The following is a 16,261-nucleotide window of genomic DNA, read 5'->3' as shown; positions in this document are numbered from 1 at the left end:
CCCGGTCGCGCTTCAGCGCCGAGCAGGTACCTTTCGACCGCCGACCTTGCAGACGCTGCCTGTGGCGGTGACCGCGAACGTGGCCAAGATTCGCGCGCGGACCCGGAGCACGATCATGGCCGTGGTCAAAGCCGACGGTTACGGCCACGGCGCCGTCACGGTCGCCAAGGCCGCCGTTGCCGCCGGTGCCGGGTGGCTCGGGACGACGAGCGTCGCGGAGGCTTCTGCGTTGCGCGCCGCGCGGTTGGCGGCGCCGATCCTCACCTGGCTGCACCCCTGCGGTATCGACGCTGGAGCGGCGGCGGCCGCCAGGGTCGATATCGCGGTCGGGTCGGTGGACGAGCTCGGCGCGCTTGTTGCCCAAGCCACGTCGCAAGCCGCGTCGAGGGTGCGGGTTCATCTACATGTGGACACCGGAATGTCCCGTGGCGGCTGCCCCCGCGGGCAGTGGGACGAACTGATCGGTCTCGCTCGGCGTGGTCAACAAGCCGGGAGGGTCCGCGTCGTGGGTGTCATGGGGCATCTTCCGCTGGCCGACCGGGCCGACCCCGCGGCGAACGCGCCGGCGGTCGCTGCCATGCACGAGGCGCGGCAGGCGGTCCGGGCGGCGGGGCTGGGTTCGCCGCTTGTCCATCTTGCGGCCACGTCGGGGACGGTGACCGACCCGGCGACGCATTTCGGCATGGTCCGCGTCGGGGCGGGACTGGTCGGCATCGATCCCTCCGGGACCGTGGAAATGCGCGGCGCGTCCCGTCTGACCGCACCGATCGTGCACACGACGGCGGCCCCGGCCGGCACGCCGGTTGGTTACGCCGGCACGTATGTCACCGATCGTGCCACCCATCTGAGCGTCCTGCCCGTCGGGTACGCCGATGGGATCCCACGAGAGTGCTCGCCCCAGGCCGGCGTGGAGATCCGCGGGCGCCGTCTCCCGGTCGTCGGACGGGTCTCGATGGACCAGATCGTGATCGATACCGGTGCCGAGTCCTTCCCGGCCGGCACGTCCGCGACCGTGTTCGGCCCGGACGGGGGCGCGACCCCGACCATCCAGGACTGGGCTCGCTGGGCCGGGACCATTCCGCACACCATCGTCACCGGCATCGGGCCGCGCGTGAAAAGGAGCACCGCGTGAAAGGAGCACCGCGTGAAAAGGAGCATCGCATGACACAGCGAATCGTGGTGATCGGCGGCGGAGAGAACGCCGAGCACGACGTCTCCCTGGCCACTGCCACGGCGGTTGCACAGGCGCTGCGCTCGGGCGGATTCGACGTTGAGGAGCTGACCATCGACCGCGACGGGATGTGGAGGCGAGGAGCGGATGCGCTCGGGTCGCAGGCCACCAGTTCCCTGGCGGCGGCACTGAGCGTCATTGAACGTGCCGACGTCGTCTTCCCCGCAGTCCACGGCCCGTCCGGCGAGGATGGGACACTCGCGGCGTTGTGCGCCCTGGCGCACACGCCGATGGTCGGCTCGGGCCTGCGCGCCGGGGCGGTCGGCATGGACAAGTGGGCGACCAAGCTCGTGGCGGAGGCCGTCGGGATCCACACCGCTCCCGGTCGGCTGGTGGCGGCAGCAGAGATCGCCGATATCGAGTTCGAGACGGATGTGGTGGTGAAGCCGGCCTCGGCCGGGTCGAGTTTCGGTGTCGCCCTGGCACGCGACGTCTCTCAGCTACACGACGCGCTGCGCTGTGCGGCGCGGTTCGACGACCGGATCCTGATCGAGGACGTCGTCGCGGGCCGGGAGATCGATGTGGCCGTCCTGCGTGAGGCCGATGGCTGTCGATGGGCGTCTCCGCCGCTGGAGATCCATACCGACGGCCTGTTCGACACCCAGTCGAAGTACGACGGTTCAGCCCGGTTCAGTGTGCCCGCCGACATCGACAGCGCAGACCGGGCAGCCCTGACCGGGGCGGCGCTGCGGATGTTCGACGCGCTCGGCTGCGCCGGTGTCGCCCGCATCGACTTCTTCCTCACCGACTACGGACCCGTCCTCAGCGAACTCAACACCATGCCGGGAATGACGGCCGAGTCCCAGGTACCGAGAATGTTCGCCGCAGCCGGACTGCCCTACGAGCAGCTGGTCGCGCGCCTGGTCGACGCTGCCACCGTGCCCGGATCCACGAGCCCGGGAACTGAGCGTGTGAAGCCATGACCCGGCCGGCCCGAGAAGGCCGGGCAGACGTCGCGAAGGGCAGAGGAGATCACGGTCACCGTGCTGGGGCGTGTCCGGTTTGCATATGTCGGCGATATGCCGTGCTGCTTAGGCTTCAGGTATGCGCGTGCTGATCGTGGAGGACGAGCCCTACCTGGCCGAAGCCGTCCGTGACGGTCTGCGGCTGGAGGCGATCGCCGCCGACATCGCGGGCGACGGCGACTCCGCCCTGGAACTGCTCGGCATAAATTCGTACGACTTGGCGGTCCTGGACCGCGACATCCCCGGCCCCTCCGGCGACGAGATCGCCCGGCGGATCGTCGCCTCCGGCAGCGGTATCCCGATCCTGATGCTCACCGCTGCCGACCGGATCGACGACAAGGCTTCGGGGTTCGAGCTGGGCGCCGACGACTACCTCACCAAACCGTTCGAGCTTCGAGAGCTGGTGTTGCGGCTGCGGGCGCTGGACCGCAGACGCGTGCACGCCCGGCCCCCGGTCAGCGAGATCGCGGGCCTCCGGGTGGACCCCTTCCGCCGGGAGGTCTTCCGCGACGGACGCTACGTCGCGCTCACCCGCAAGCAGTTCGCCGTGCTCGAAGTCCTCGTCGCCGCCGAAGGCGGCGTCGTCAGCGCCGAAGGACTACTGGAGCGGGCCTGGGACAACAACGCCAACCCCTTCACCAACGCCGTCCGCATCACCGTCTCCGCCCTGCGTAAACGACTGGGCCAACCATGGCTCATCGCCACGGTGCCCGGCGTCGGCTACCGAATCGACACCGGCATTGACCCCGCCCACCCTGGCAGCACTCATGAATAGGCGCCCAGGCCTCAGCACCCGACTGAAACTCACTCTCAGCTACGCCGGATTCCTCCTCCTCGCCGGCGCTCTCCTGCTGGCCGTGGTCTGGGTGTTCCTGCTGCGCTATGTACCCGACGGTGCGCTCATAACCGGGCCGGGGGTCGGCAGGCGCGGGGCGCCGCACCCGCGGTTCATACCCAACCGCTCCGACCTCCTGCGCGCCTTCGCCCCCCGCGCGGCCCAAGCACTGGCCTTCCTGCTGGTGTTCGGCCTCCTGGGAGGATGGATCCTCGCCGGCCGGATGCTCGCCCCACTCACCCGGATCGCAGACGCGGCACGGATGGCCGCGAACGGATCGCTGTCCCACCGGATCCGCATGAAAGGCCCCACAGACGAGTTCCGCGAACTCGCCGACGTGTTCGACACCATGCTCGAACAACTCGAATCCCACGTCACCGAACAGCAACGATTCGCCGCGAACGCCTCCCACGAACTGCGCACCCCGCTGGCGATCTCGAAGACACTCCTCGACGTCGCCCGCAACGATCCCACGCGGGACCAGGGCGAACTCATCGAACGCCTCCACACGGTCAACACGCGGGCGATCGACCTCACCGAGGCCCTCCTGCTGCTCAGCCGCGGCCACAGCAGGAGCTTCACCCGCGAGCCCGTCGACCTCTCCCTCATCGCCGAAGAAGCCACCGAAACGCTGCTTCCCCTCGCCGAACAGCGCCAGATCACCCTCGACGTCACCGGCGAGCCGACACAGACCGTCGGCTCCGCGGCGCTCCTACTGCGGATGGTGACCAACCTCGTCCAGAACGCCATCGTCCACAACCTCCCCGACGGCGGCACCGTAACGATCCACACCGAATCGCAGCACGACGCGAGCGTGCTATGGGTCGAGAACACCGGCCATCCGGTCCCATCGGAACTACTACCGACCCTCACCGAACCCTTCCAACGCGGAACACAACGCGTACGCACCGACGAGCACGCCGGCGTCGGCCTCGGGCTGGCCATTGTGCACAGCATCGTCCGAGCACACAACGGGGCCCTCGGCCTCACACCCCGCCCCACCGGCGGACTCCTCGTCACGATCCGACTTCCCCGCACGCCACAGGCATCCTCCCCGAACGGAACCCACTAGATCGTCGATCGGAATTCGGTGGCCGGCTCCGCGAGCGAGGTCGCGAGCATGCCCGAGGAAACGGCCAAAGAGTTGCGGATCCGCACCGACTACGACCGCCCATTGGAGGCCTTTGCCGGGGGTCAGCCAGTCGTCAGCCACCCCTGCTACCCGAAGGAGGTCCGCCTCGGCAACGCCACCGCCAAGGACATCTACTGCTACGCGGACAACCGGCCTGCGGACAGCCCCTACGGGTTCGACGTGCTGGCCCACTTCTCCCACAGCTTCTACAAGCCCTACAACGTCACCCTCGACTTCACCGACATGAACGTCTACATCGCCCGCGGCAAGGCCACCTGATCGCCGCGACTGCACGGGCGTCATGGGAGCTACCTGGAGCTGCCGGCTCCCACGGTCGCGGCGTAAGGGCGGAACTGCCCGGTTTCACGGTATTGCTTGACGCCCATATCAGCTAACCGCTATCTATTAGCTAGCCGTTAGGGGTGGTGCATGCAGGACGCGGTGCTGGCGATGCTCGCGAAGGAACCGTCGCACGGCTACCAGCTGCGCGCGCGGTTGCGGCGGACTCTCGGCCCGCTGGGGGAGTCGATGAACGCGGGTCAGGTCTATGTGACCCTGGCCCGGCTGGAGAGAGCGGGGCTGGTCGTCTGCGAACGGGTGAATGGGCTGCCGGACCGGCCGGACCGCAAGGTGTACGCGCTGACTCCGGCCGGACAGCAGCGGGTGGCCGCCTGGCTGGCCGAGGTGAGCTGGCCCAAACCGGACCTGGCGGAGTTCCATCTCAAACTCGCCGCGGCGGCCGCGGGCCGGCTCGCAGACCCGGTGGAGCTGGTGGCCGCGCAGCGCCGCGAGTTGCTGCGTCGCTTGCGTGATGTCCAGCGCGCGGTGCTGGCCGAGCCGGATGGCTCGACCGCCGGCTTGCTGCTGCAAGGGGTCGTGTTGCGACTACAGGCGGATCTGCGCTGGTTGGAAGCCTGCGAGCGGGCCTGGTCGAAGATCGACGACGAAATCTGAGGGTGCATGTACGAGTTCGGCGATGTGCTGCGGGTCCGCGGCGTGTGCAGGGAGTACGGCAGGGGAGAGAGCCTGGTCCGCGCGGTCGACGAGGTCGATATGGAGGTACCAGAGGGACAGATGCTGGCGGTGATGGGGCCCAGCGGCTGCGGGAAGTCCACACTGTTGCACCTGCTGGGTGGCCTGGAGCGGCCCACCGATGGGGAGGTGTGGCTGGCCGGCCGGCGCATCGACACGCTGAGCGAGCGGGCTTTGGCCCGGCTGCGGCGCGGCTCGGTGGGATTCGTCTTCCAGGCCTTCCATTTGGTGGAGGAACTGTCCGCGGCGGAGAACGTGGAGTTGCCCGCACTGCTGGCCGGGTGCTCAGCGCGTGCGGCCAGGCACCGCGCGGCCGTACTGCTGGAGCGGGTCGGGCTCGCCGACCGCGCCCGGCACCTGCCCTCGGAGCTGTCGGGGGGCCAGCGCCAGCGGGTCGCCATCGCTCGCGCCTTGGCCAACGAGCCATTGGTCCTGTTGGCCGATGAGCCGACCGGGAACCTCGACACCGCGGCGACGCTCGATGTGCTGAGGCTGTTCGAGGACTTGCGTTGCGCGGGGCAGACCCTCGTGATCGTCACGCACGACGAGCGGGTCGCGGCCATCGCGGACCGGTTGGTGTCGATGCGCGACGGTATGTTCGTCGACGACATCCGGTTGGCAGGCAGCACCACCGGGCGACTCGACGGCCTGATCGGGCTGGAGGGCTGAACGCCGTGGGACGCATCCTGCTCGTGTTCCGCCTCGTTTCGGCCGACATGCGCCGGCATCCAGCCCAGGTCGCGATGCTCCTGGTCGCGATAACCGCCGCCACCGCCACGTTGGCCCTCGGCCTGTCGATGCACGGGGCGACCGACGCGCTCTACCGGCAGACCCGGGAAGCCACAGCCGGGCCGGACGTGGTCGCACTTTCCCCTGGCACCGACCGGACCACGATCACGGCCCTGGAGTCGTTGGAGCACGCCCCAGGGGTGGTCGCCCACAGCGGGCCGTACCGCCAGTTCTATACGAAGCTCACGGCGCGTGGCTCCACGGCCAGCGCGGTGGTGCAAGGCGCCGATGTGACACCGGGCCCGGTCGACCGTCCGTTGGTGACCTCGGGCAGCTGGGTCCGCCCCGGAGGCGCCGTGGTCGAACGCGGCTTCGCAACCGCTCTGGACGCCGGTCTCGGCGACCACATCACCGTCGCCGGCCGCTCGTTTCCCATCGTTGGGATCGCCGTGACCGCGGCCCACGAGGTCTACCCGTGGGCGCCGATGATCGGTCCGGGCGGCGGGCCGAGCGACGGCGGCGGTCTGGTCTGGCTGGCCGAACGGGATACCCGGGCACTGGAGTCGACGGATTTCCCGGTGACCTCCTTCATCTACCTGAAGCTGCGGGATCCCGACACAGCCCGGGAGTTGAGGCTGCGTAATCCCGCCATAGCCCCTGCCATGGACCCGGCGTTCGCGGACACCTGGGTGAACTTCAGAGCCTGGCAGCACATAGCCGAGCAGGACTCCGTCATACTCCGGAACAGCCAGCCGATCCTGGTCATCGGCAGCTGGCTGCTCAGCTTCCTGGCCGTCGCCGGTGTGGCCGCATTGGCGGCAGGACGTGCCGCCAAGCAAACCCGCCGGGTCGGACTGCTCAAGGCCGTCGGCGCCACACCCGGCCTCATCGCCGCCGTCCTGCTCGCCGAATACCTGACCCTGGCGCTGCTCGCCGACGCACTGGGCCTGACGATCGCACGGCTGGTCGAGCCCGCCGTCATCAATCCCAGCGGCAGCTTGATCACCACCGCCACCGGCCCCACCGGCGGCACCGTCGCCGTCACGACCGTCGTCGCCCTTGCAGTGGCGGCCCTCACCACCCTCGGCCCGACCCTACGTGCGCTGCGCTCCGGCACCATCTCAGCGCTGACCGATCCCGCCCACCGGCCCCAGCGCCGGGCCTGGCTGACCAGATTGTCCGCGCTGCTGCCGACCCCACTCCTGCTCGGACTGCGTCTGATCGCCCGTCGACCCGGCCGCGCCGTCCTGCACGGGTGCAACATCACGACCACACTGATCGCGATCACAGCTCTGCTGATGATCTACGCCCAGCCCGTGACAGGCTACCCGGGCTCTCCCATGGCGAACGATCAGCGAACCGCTCAAGAACGCCACCTACTGCTGGCCGTCACCGTCGTGGTGATCGCACTCGCCATCGTGAACACCATCACGATCACCTGGACCACAGCACTGGAAGCCCGACCGACCATGGCCATCGCACGCACGCTCGGCGCCACCCCCGGACAGATCACAGCCGGACTGTCCACCGCCCAACTAGTGCCCACCCTGCCCGGCGCCATCACCGGCATCCCCTTGGGCCTCATCCTGGTCTACAGCCCCGGAAAGGTGACCATGCCCCCCGCGTGGTGGCTGCTCGGCGCCGCACTCGCGGCCGTGCTGGCAACAGCAGTACTCACCGCCATACCCGCCCGCATCGCAGTCCGTCGATCCGTGGCACAAACCCTCAGCGCCGAGTCGGCGTGAGTGGCTCAGCTCTGCCCGGCCCGATGGCCTGTCGGCCGCGGGCTCCTCTCGAAAGACCGGACCCTCACCCTCGACCAGCTGCCGCTCGTCGCCGACGAAGCAAAGATCACCGAGCTGTACGGCAAGCTCAGGTAACGATCGCGGTCAGCTCCGCCCGCGAGGAGATCCCCAGCTTGGGGAAGGCCTTGTAGAGGTGGTAGCCGACCGTGCGCGGGCTGAGGTAGAGCTGGGCTGCGATGTCGCGGTTGGACGCGCCCGTCGCGGCCAGCCGTACCACCTGCCTCTCCTGCGTGGTGAGGACGCTGAGCGGGTCGTCGGCCTGGCGCGGGGCTGCGGGGACGTCGCCCGTGGCGCGCAGCTCCGCGCGCGCCCGCTCCGCCCACAGCGCCATGCCGAGCCGGTCGAAGGTCTCCAGCGCGGCGCGCAGCTGGGCGCGGGCGGCGGCGCGCTTGCGCGCCCGCCGCAGCCACTCGCCGTAGAGCAGCTGCGTGCGTGCCTGCTCGTGCGGCTGCTCGCCCTGCTCGTGCGCCCGCACGGCCTCCTCATACCGGCCCTCGTCATCCTCGACGAGGGCACGGCAGCGCAGCGCCACCGCTTCGGCGGACGGCACGCCGACGCGGGCCGCCCAGTCCAGGTAGTACGCCAGGGGCTCGCGCGCCCGCTCGGGCTCCCTGGCCCTGACCGCGGCCTCGACCTGATCGGGTGCGAAGAAGACGGACGCCGGCGCGTGGGCGGCCGAAATGCCCTCCAGGATCGCCAGCGACGCCTTCGGACGGCCCAGCGCCAGCTCCAGCCGCCCGAGCCCGGCCGCCGCGACCGCCTCGGCCGTGCGGAGCCCGCGTGCTCCGGCCTCCGCCGCGCTCGCCGCGGCCGCCGCCCTGCACCCCTCCTCGTCGCCCAGCTCGCCGCGCGCCAGGGCGAGCAGCGCGGTGAGCATGACCGCTCCGCTCCGCTGCCCCAGGTCACCGACCATGGGGATGATCTCCTCCAGCTTGGCCGCCGCCTCGCGATACCTGCCGAGCAGCATCTGAGCGTGCAGCCGGGTCTCCATCGCGACCGTCAGCCAGCCGCCCATGCCGTGCGCCCTGCACTCGGCCTCCACACGCGCCGCGGCCACCTCGCCCTGACGGTAGCGCCCGATCGGCGCGTACAGCTGAGCCACGAAGAGCAGGCCCGGCACCTGGAATGCGGACTGATCCGGTTCGAGCACCAGCTCCTGTATCAGCGCGACCGCCTTTCCCAATGCGCCGTCGAGCAGCGCGGCCAGCCCGAGCGCGCCGCTCACCAGCGGAGAGCCGATCTCGGGCAACGCCCTGAGCAGCTTCGCCGCCCGCCCCGCCAGCTCGGGATCGCCGGCGTACCACCCGCAGCGCACCGCTTCCACCAGCAGGTAGGCCGCCCGCTCCGCGTCCAGCGGCGCGACCCGCTCCGCGCCGCCGACGATGAGCTCACCGGCCGCGACCGGGGTACCCTGCTCGAATTCTCGATGGGCCCGCACCTGGATGAGATGGGCGAGGGCCAGCGGATCCCGGATCTCCTCACTGGCCCGGTCGGCCAGCGCGCCCGCACGGGTCAGCCGGCCCGCGTCACTGGCCGCCACGGCAGCGGCGGCCAGCCGTACCGACCGCTTCGCGGTGTCAGGGGTGAGCTCGGCGGCGCGCTCGTAGGCCGCGGCCATGGCCGCATAGCCGGAACGCGTGCGCGCCCGGTCCGCGGCCAGCTCCAACTCGTGCGCCACCTCCTCATCGGGCGTGGTCGTCGCGGCCGCAAGATGCCAGGCCCTGCGATCGGCGTGCTCGCCACCGTCCAGCACCTCGGCCAGCGCCCGCCGTACGGCCAGCCGCGACGTCAGCGGCATGTTCTGGTAGGCAGCCGCCCTGATCAGCGGATGGCGGAAGGCCACCGCGGACCCGTAGACCTTGACCAGCCTGGCCTGCTCCGCAGCCTCCAGATCCGCCAGGCGGGCCTGCTCCGCCACCTCCGCGTCCTTAAGCTGGGCCGAGAAGGACTGCATGGCGCGCAGCACGATGCCCAGGTCGCCCGTGTCGTCGGCGGCGAGTACCGCGAGCAGCGCCTGAGCCGTGCCGGGTAGTGCCCTGATCTGCTTCTGGAAGGCGTCCTGGACCCGGTTGGCGACCGGAATCGTGGTGAACGGGTTGAGCTGACCGGCCCGCTGCTCGGACGTGAGCGCGGACGGCAACTCCATCAGCGCGAGCGGATTGCCGCCGGCCTCATCCAGGATGCGGTCACGCACCTTGGGCGCCAGATCCCTCGCCCCTTCGGCCAGCAGCGCGACGGCAGCGTCACGGTCCACGCCGTCCAGCCACAACTCGGGCAGCCCCTGCGGCCGGAACTCCTCCCTGCCCGCGAACACCAGCGCGACGCCTTCCGCGTCCAGCCGCCGCGCCACGAACACCAGCGCGTCGATGGACGCCTGATCGAACCACTGCGCGTCATCGACCAGGCAGAGCAGCGCCCCGTCACCCGCGACCTCGGCCAGCAGGCTGAGCACGGCCAGTCCCACCAGGAACCTGTTCTCCGGCGCCGCCGCACCCAGCCCCAGCGCACCCTGAAGCGCCGCCGCCTGGGCTTCCGGCAACGCGTCGATGCGGTCGAGCTCGGAACGCAGGAGCAGATGCAAGGCGGCATACGGCAGCTCGGCCTCAGACTCGATACCGACCCCGCAAAGGACCCGCACCCCGGCCGCCTGCTCCTTCATGTGGTCCAGCAGCGCGGACTTGCCAATCCCCGGCTGCCCACGCACCACGAGCACGCCACTGCGCCCGGACCGCGCGTCCTCCAGGAGCCGATCGACCTGAGCCTGCTCCACGGCCCGCCCGTACAACATGGCCGAAAATCTAGCGGAACGCAGATCAAGGCCCCGGATCCGAGGCCGGGGCGACGGCCCAGGCGGGCACTCCCTCCCAGACCCTCGCCTTGGACTTGAGGCTGGGGTGAAGGCACAGGCGCGCAACCCTCCCCAGACCTTCGCGCCGGGAGCGCTTGCCCGGGCGCGAGCCGGTGACCGTGACCGGGCACTACCGTCACGATGACAGATTCGGTGCGGCGCTGACCTGCGTAATTTCGTTGGCACAGGGACGACAGCGTCCCGCACGACGAAGGGATCTGATCATGGCCGCCGTTACCGCCACCACCGCCGCTCCCGCCAAGGCCGAGGCCAAGCTGCTGCGATTCGCGCTCAAGCAGGACGCCATCGGGTCGGGTGCCAACGGGCTCGTCTACCTGGCCGCCGCCGCGGTCTTCGGCTCGATGTTCGGCCTGCCTGCGGCCTTCCTGGTACCGGTCGGAGCCTTCCTGGTGGCCTTCGCCGGATTCCTGTTGTACCTCGCCTCACGGCCGGTGGTGAACCGCGCGGCGGTGATCACGGTGATGGTGGTCAACGTGGCCTGGGTGATCGCCAGCGCGGAGGTGCTGATCGCCGGGTGGTTCCAGCTCACCGGACTGGGCACTGCTCTGGCGATCGCCCAGGCGGTGGTGGTCGCGGGCTTCACCGGTCTGCAGTTCATGGGCCTGCGCAAGGCCTGACGCGGTGCCGGTGAAGAGGGGGCACTGCCCAAGCCCGATACACGCGGCGCCGCGCGTTGCGCACGCGTCGTTCGGCGCGCTTGGCACCTACCAGTATGGAGCGGTCCGAATCGCGTCGGCGGCGGCCCGCGGAAGGCGACAGCTCTCAGGATGACGCTCCGTAGCGGGTGGCGATCGCGGCGGCGCGGTTGCGCAGGGAGTTGCGCAACCACTGCGGGGCCAGGGCTTCCGCGTTCGTGGTGAGCTGCCACAGCGCCCATTCGGCGTGTCTCGGATCTTGGAAGGTCACCTCCAGCCGCAGCCAGCCGTCTGAGTCGGTTTCTTCGGCGCGGACGGCCAGCGCGGTGCCCACCAGGTCCTCCCGCCGCGCCGGGTTCACCCGTACCAGCACGGTGACTTGGTCGCCGCCGGTCCGAAACCGCGTGCTGCGTTCCTGCCAGGCCCGGTCCAGATCGACCCGGTCTGGTCGCTGTGCGGGTTCGGCGAGTTCCTTGGCGGCCAAGACCCGGGACAGCCGGTAGGTGCGGTCCGCGCCAGACCTCGTGGCCAGCAAGTAGCCCTGGTCGCGTACGGTGACCAGGCCGATCGGGTCCACCGTGCGCCACTTCGGGGTCTGGTCCACAGCCGCGTAGTGGATGCGCAGCTTGTGTCCGGCGAACACCGCGCGCAGGACCTCGGCCACTATGGTGTCGGGCACCTCCTCAGTGACCAGCCGGCGCGAGAGGAAGTCGGTCTCCGGGTCGATGAGCAATCGCCCGGCCGCGCCGGCCGCGGTGTCCCGATAGCTTTCGGGTAGCGCGTCAACCACCTTGAGCATCGCCGAAGCGAGCGCCGAGCCGAGGCCGAATGCCTGCGCGCCGCGCCGCGATCCGGCGACCAGCAGGGCAAGGGCCTCGTCGTGGTTCAGTCCGGTGAGCTCGGTCCGGAAACCGGGCAACAACGCGAAACCGCCGTGCCGGCCGCGTTCGGCGTAGACCGGGACGCCGGCTGCGGACAGCGCCTCGATGTCGCGCAGCACGGTACGGGTGGATACCTCCAGCTCGCGGGCCAGCGCCGCCGCTGACAGCCGACCGTGCTGCCGCAGCAGCAGCACCAGCGAGACCAGCCGGTCGGCGCGCATACGAAAACTCTACAGAAATACACGACACAGGATGTCGTGATTTGCCGGGAGGCTTATCACCACGACGAAAAAGATGGTGGCTACCGAGCCGATCGACGTACGTAATGTCGACGAATCGAATGGAGCTGATGTGGCAATGGAGCGAACGGCGGTCAACCCGTGGGCGTGGTCGGTGGAGATGGGGTACAACCAGGGTGAGATCGTCTCCGGGCACACCCGGACCCTGTACTGCGCCGGGCAGACCGCGATGAGCGGCGACGGCAAGCCCCAGCATGCCGGTGACATGGCGACGCAGTTGGCACTGAGCCTCGACAACCTGGAAGCCGTGCTCGGCGAGGCCGGCATGTCCCTCGCGAACCTCGTCCGGCTCAACGTCTACACCACCGACGTCGATCGGCTCTTCGAGCACTACGGCGTGCTGGCGTCGCGGTTGGGCGCCGCCGGGGTGGCACCGCCCACCACGATGCTCGGGGTGACACGGCTGGCGATCCCCGACCTGATGGTCGAGCTTGAGGGGACCGCCGTCGCGTGATGCGACCTCGCCGCCTCCGGCAGCGCTGCCGGAGGCGGCACGAGTAGCAGGCAGGTGGGTGATTTCCGGTGCTCAGGATGGTGACAATCGGCGTCTATGGCTTCGGCGGCGAGTCCTTCCTGCAGCGCTCGCGCCGCGAACTCGCTGCCGAGTACACCCGCCGCTACACCACCGAGATCCTCGACCGCGCCGACCTCACGCCGATCGTGTCGGAGCTGCCGAGCAGTGGGACCGCAGCGCTGCTCTGTGTCGAGCGCGACCCCGAGGCCTGCCACCGTTCGTTGATCGCCCAGCGGCTGACCGAGCACCACCACGTCACGATCGAGCACCTGCGCCCGTTGTGACGCGTGAATTCCTAGGGTTCGCGGCAGCGGTGATTGCCGCCGCTGCTCTGGCCAGCGTCCTGGATCACGCCCGCTTAGAGCGATAGCCGGCACGAGCCCGAGGTGATAAGCGGCCTTTTAGGCGGTCAGGCATAGGCAGAGGGCCCTGCACCGTGACGGTGCAGGGCCCTCTGTACTGCCTCAACCTTGCGTCGGGGTGGCGGGATTTGAACCCACGACCTCTTCGTCCCGAAGCAATTCCGGTGAGTCGATCTAGGGCTGTCTGAGTCGATCGGGGAGCCCCTCACCTGCACCGACGCCCTGAGGGGGTCGCGGCGGGTCCGAGGGAGCTTGAAGGCATTGGCTCCCGAGATGGCTCCCGTGGCTCCCTCCGGGCGGGAGGGGAGCCCTCTATGTCAATCAAGATCAACGAAGACTCGATGACGGCCACGATCGACGGAGCCGAGATCGCCAGGGCTACGCGAGTGGACGGCAGTTGGCTTGTCAGCACATGGCCGCACGCCCTCAACTACAACCAGGCGATCACTGCTCTCGTGCTGGCTGAGCGTCTCTCCACCGGACACGGCGAAGCCGACCCGCTCGTGATCGTTTGGCGGGAGGAACTAGCCCATGGCTGACCGCCTCATTCGGATCACCACGGCGCTCGCCGTTGTGGCCGTAGCCGCGGTCGCCGCGGTCATCTCCTATGGGCACGCGTACGAACTGGTACGTGCACACGGCGAGTCCGGCGTTACGGCGCGGCTGGTGCCGTTCACGGTGGACGGCCTCATCTGGGCCGCGTCGATGGTGGTACTCGACGCCAGCCGCCGGAAGCAACGTGTACCGGGGTTGGCCAAGTGGAGTCTCGGCGTCGGAATCGTGGCCACAGTCGGCGCCAACGTGGCGCATGGCCTGAACCACGGTGTCATCGGGGCTCTGGTCAGCGCATGGCCTGCCCTGGCCTTGATCGGCTCGTTCGAACTCCTGATGGCCTTGACCCGCAACGCCGTCCCCAAGGTGCCGGTGGAACCGGCCCCTTTGCGAGATTGGTGTACGGGCGAGGACACCGACGTGCCAGGTACCGAACCGGTGCAGGCCCTGGAGCAAGCTGTACTCGCCGACTATCTCGCAAGCCTCGAAGGCCCCGGACGTCCGCTATCGCAAAGATTCCTCGCCCAGAAACACGGAATCGACCGACGCAAGATTAAGCAAATCATCACCGCAACAACAGAATCTGATTGATCTGGGTGTACACGGGCCTCAATCGATCCTGCATGGATCGGATGAGGCCCTTGGCCTGTCTGTCTATACCCAAGAGTCTCGATCCACCTATCCAGGTGGACAGTAGGATCTAAATATATGGAACGAATCATGAGGGAGATGATGCTGCATGTAAGAATTTTTGGAGGGTGGCAGTGGCGCATACTGCTAGTTGCGAGACGGCCAAACGCCATGAATGTTCTTGTGAATGCGGCGGCAGCCGACATGGCTGGCCTTATCGCCTCAAACTTGCAAGTAATCAATCCGGCGCCGAGAGGGAAATGTTCCGATCTGGCGTTAATCAAGATTGGTGCGATGCTGCGGATTCGCAATCAGCAAACCCTAGTGGTGATTGGAAGGCTGCAGGAACGGATGCGGCGGTAGCCGACATTATTGACTGGTTGGCAAGTAATCCTGCGACGATTGCCTATGCTCAGTCGATCGGCAACGTAATCAGTGAAGGCATTATACCTGCGTTGGAGGGCCAGATTGGGCGAGTAGAATGGAGGGCTCAAAAAGTAGGGCAGCTAGATCATTTCTGGTGTGACCTGCTGGTAGGCCTGGTGTACGCGATCGACAAGTTCAAGCAGTACTGGGACAGGATGCCTGACTATATCGGATCGCAGATAGTTGACTCCCGCGCTGCAAATGGGCGTACTGCTCTACCGGCTGAAACGATAGATATTGCTGTCCGGACCGCATGGAAAGCGTTTAGTGAGTTGTTGCAAACCGATCGGCTGAAAGAAGTGCTAGTGGCGGTAAGAGTCCTTGCTATATTGATCTGCAAGGCACCCGAAGAACATAGGGCGGTCGTGCAATTCTGCATCGTACCTTTGACAAATGGAATAATCTCACCAGCTACCAAGGCTCGGCTCCAAGAGGTCCTCCCCTCTGAGTGGCTATCTGAACTTCGGCGATCGCTGGTTGGGTGAAAAGGCGGAGTCTGGGTGTGGGTATCGCTGCCACCATCGGCGCCAACCTGGCGCACGGCCTGAACTAAGGCATCATCAGCGCTCTGGTCAGCGCTTCGCCAACTCTGGTGCTGGGTTGGCTCGTTCGACTCCGGATAAGCTTGATCCGCGACGCCGTCTCAAAAGTTCCTGTGGAACCGACTCCTTGCGAGACTGGCGCACGGGCGAGGATACCGACGTGCCACGTGCCGAACCGGTGCAGGCCCTGGAGCAAGCTGTACTCGCTAGTGTCGCGTGTTGAAAGTTGTTTTACGTTTGTGTGAGCGGGACAATGGTGCATGGTCTATGTGGCTGCGTCGTTGGTGTTGCGTGAGGGTGACCGGGGTCGGCTGGAGGGGTTGATGCGGTCGTCGTCGGCTCCTGCGGGGTTGGTCAAGCGTGCTCGGATCGTGCTGCTGGCGGCGGACGGGCTGTCCAACACCGAGATCGCGGCGATGGTGGGCGTGTCGCGTCCGACGGTGATCTCGTGGCGGGAACGTTATGAGCGGGCGGGCATGGCGGGTCTTGCCGATCAGAAGCGGTCGGGGCGGCCGGCCGAGGTCGATGAGATCGATGTCGTGGTGGCGACGTTGTCGGGAGGTGGCAGGCCGCCTGAGGATCTCGGGGTGACGCACTGGTCGGCGCGGCTGCTGGCAAAGCAGTTGGGTACCTCGTTTTCCACCATCGCCAGGATCTGGCGGAAGTGGGGCATCCAGCCGCACCGGATCGAGACGTTCAAGTTCTCCACCGACCCGCAGCTGGAGGCCAAGATCCGCGATGTGGTCGGCCTCTACCTCGACCCGCCCCTGGGTGCGGTCGTGGTCTCGGTGGATGAGAAGTCGCAGATCCAAGCTCTGGACC

General features: G+C 68.2%; 17 protein-coding genes. 15 read left to right on the top strand and 2 right to left on the bottom strand.

The window, feature by feature from the left end:
- The first annotated feature begins 46 nt into the window (after positions 1-46).
- From alr to HKK74_RS36375, 8 genes are all read left to right on the top strand, one after another.
- Entirely contained in the window at positions 47-1,132 is a 1,086-nt protein-coding gene (alr, locus tag HKK74_RS36410; RefSeq protein WP_222723183.1) for an alanine racemase, read from the top strand.
- 29 nt (positions 1,133-1,161) lie between these two features.
- Positions 1,162-2,154, top strand: coding sequence for a D-alanine--D-alanine ligase family protein (locus HKK74_RS36405; RefSeq protein WP_187247981.1), 993 nt, complete (start codon positions 1,162-1,164; stop codon positions 2,152-2,154).
- Between the two features lie 121 nt (positions 2,155-2,275).
- A complete protein-coding gene (locus HKK74_RS36400) occupies positions 2,276-2,971 on the top strand; it encodes a response regulator transcription factor (RefSeq protein WP_187247980.1) in 696 nt (231 codons plus the stop codon).
- Entirely contained in the window at positions 2,964-4,103 is a 1,140-nt protein-coding gene (locus tag HKK74_RS36395; protein WP_187247979.1) for a sensor histidine kinase, read from the top strand. Before HKK74_RS36400 ends, HKK74_RS36395 begins: the two co-directional genes overlap by 8 nt.
- 48 nt (positions 4,104-4,151) lie before the next feature.
- Entirely contained in the window at positions 4,152-4,442 is a 291-nt protein-coding gene (locus tag HKK74_RS36390; protein WP_187247978.1) for a hypothetical protein, read from the top strand.
- A 150-nt stretch (positions 4,443-4,592) separates the two neighbouring features.
- On the top strand, positions 4,593-5,117 hold the full coding sequence (locus HKK74_RS36385; RefSeq protein WP_187247977.1) for a PadR family transcriptional regulator: 525 nt from the start codon (positions 4,593-4,595) through the stop codon (positions 5,115-5,117).
- A gap of 6 nt (positions 5,118-5,123) precedes the next feature.
- Positions 5,124-5,864, top strand: a complete 741-nt coding sequence (locus HKK74_RS36380) for an ABC transporter ATP-binding protein (RefSeq protein WP_187247976.1) — start codon at positions 5,124-5,126, stop codon at positions 5,862-5,864.
- Between the two features lie 5 nt (positions 5,865-5,869).
- A complete protein-coding gene (locus HKK74_RS36375; protein ID WP_187247975.1) occupies positions 5,870-7,669 on the top strand; it encodes an ABC transporter permease in 1,800 nt (599 codons plus the stop codon).
- A gap of 127 nt (positions 7,670-7,796) precedes the next feature.
- Here HKK74_RS36375 and HKK74_RS36370 read toward each other — a convergent pair whose 3' ends face one another.
- Entirely contained in the window at positions 7,797-10,517 is a 2,721-nt protein-coding gene (locus HKK74_RS36370) for an ATP-binding protein (RefSeq protein ID WP_187247974.1), read from the bottom strand.
- A gap of 284 nt (positions 10,518-10,801) precedes the next feature.
- Here HKK74_RS36370 and HKK74_RS36365 point away from each other — a divergent pair, with 284 nt between their 5' ends.
- The gene (locus HKK74_RS36365; protein ID WP_187247973.1) at positions 10,802-11,215 is read left to right on the top strand and encodes a hypothetical protein; all 414 of its coding nucleotides are present in this window, start codon (positions 10,802-10,804) and stop codon (positions 11,213-11,215) included.
- A 145-nt stretch (positions 11,216-11,360) separates the two neighbouring features.
- Here the strand turns inward: HKK74_RS36365 and HKK74_RS36360 are convergent, their stop codons facing one another.
- Entirely contained in the window at positions 11,361-12,335 is a 975-nt protein-coding gene (locus HKK74_RS36360) for a helix-turn-helix transcriptional regulator (protein ID WP_187247972.1), read from the bottom strand.
- 136 nt (positions 12,336-12,471) lie between these two features.
- Here HKK74_RS36360 and HKK74_RS36355 point away from each other — a divergent pair, with 136 nt between their 5' ends.
- From HKK74_RS36355 to HKK74_RS36330, 6 genes are all read left to right on the top strand, one after another.
- Positions 12,472-12,867 carry a RidA family protein gene (locus HKK74_RS36355; RefSeq protein WP_187248009.1) on the top strand — a complete coding sequence of 132 codons (396 nt, stop codon included), beginning with the start codon at positions 12,472-12,474 and terminating at the stop codon, positions 12,865-12,867.
- Positions 12,868-12,944: 77 nt separating this feature from the next.
- On the top strand, positions 12,945-13,211 hold the full coding sequence (locus HKK74_RS36350; protein WP_187247971.1) for a DUF488 family protein, N3 subclade: 267 nt from the start codon (positions 12,945-12,947) through the stop codon (positions 13,209-13,211).
- Between the two features lie 392 nt (positions 13,212-13,603).
- The gene (locus HKK74_RS36345; protein WP_187247970.1) at positions 13,604-13,828 is read left to right on the top strand and encodes a hypothetical protein; all 225 of its coding nucleotides are present in this window, start codon (positions 13,604-13,606) and stop codon (positions 13,826-13,828) included.
- Positions 13,821-14,432, top strand: coding sequence for a DUF2637 domain-containing protein (locus HKK74_RS36340; protein ID WP_187247969.1), 612 nt, complete (start codon positions 13,821-13,823; stop codon positions 14,430-14,432). Before HKK74_RS36345 ends, HKK74_RS36340 begins: the two co-directional genes overlap by 8 nt.
- A 167-nt stretch (positions 14,433-14,599) precedes the next feature.
- On the top strand, positions 14,600-15,382 hold the full coding sequence (locus HKK74_RS36335; RefSeq protein ID WP_187247968.1) for a hypothetical protein: 783 nt from the start codon (positions 14,600-14,602) through the stop codon (positions 15,380-15,382).
- A gap of 380 nt (positions 15,383-15,762) precedes the next feature.
- The coding region (locus HKK74_RS36330; RefSeq protein WP_187247967.1) for an IS630 family transposase at positions 15,763-16,261 on the top strand (499 nt) is incomplete at its 3' end.

The organism is Actinomadura alba, from assembly GCF_014323705.1.
Taxonomy (GTDB): Bacteria; Actinomycetota; Actinomycetes; order Streptosporangiales; family Streptosporangiaceae; genus Actinomadura_C; species Actinomadura_C alba.
The sequence above is the reverse complement of the archived record's forward strand: the minus strand, read 5'-3'. Positions and strand labels throughout refer to the sequence as shown.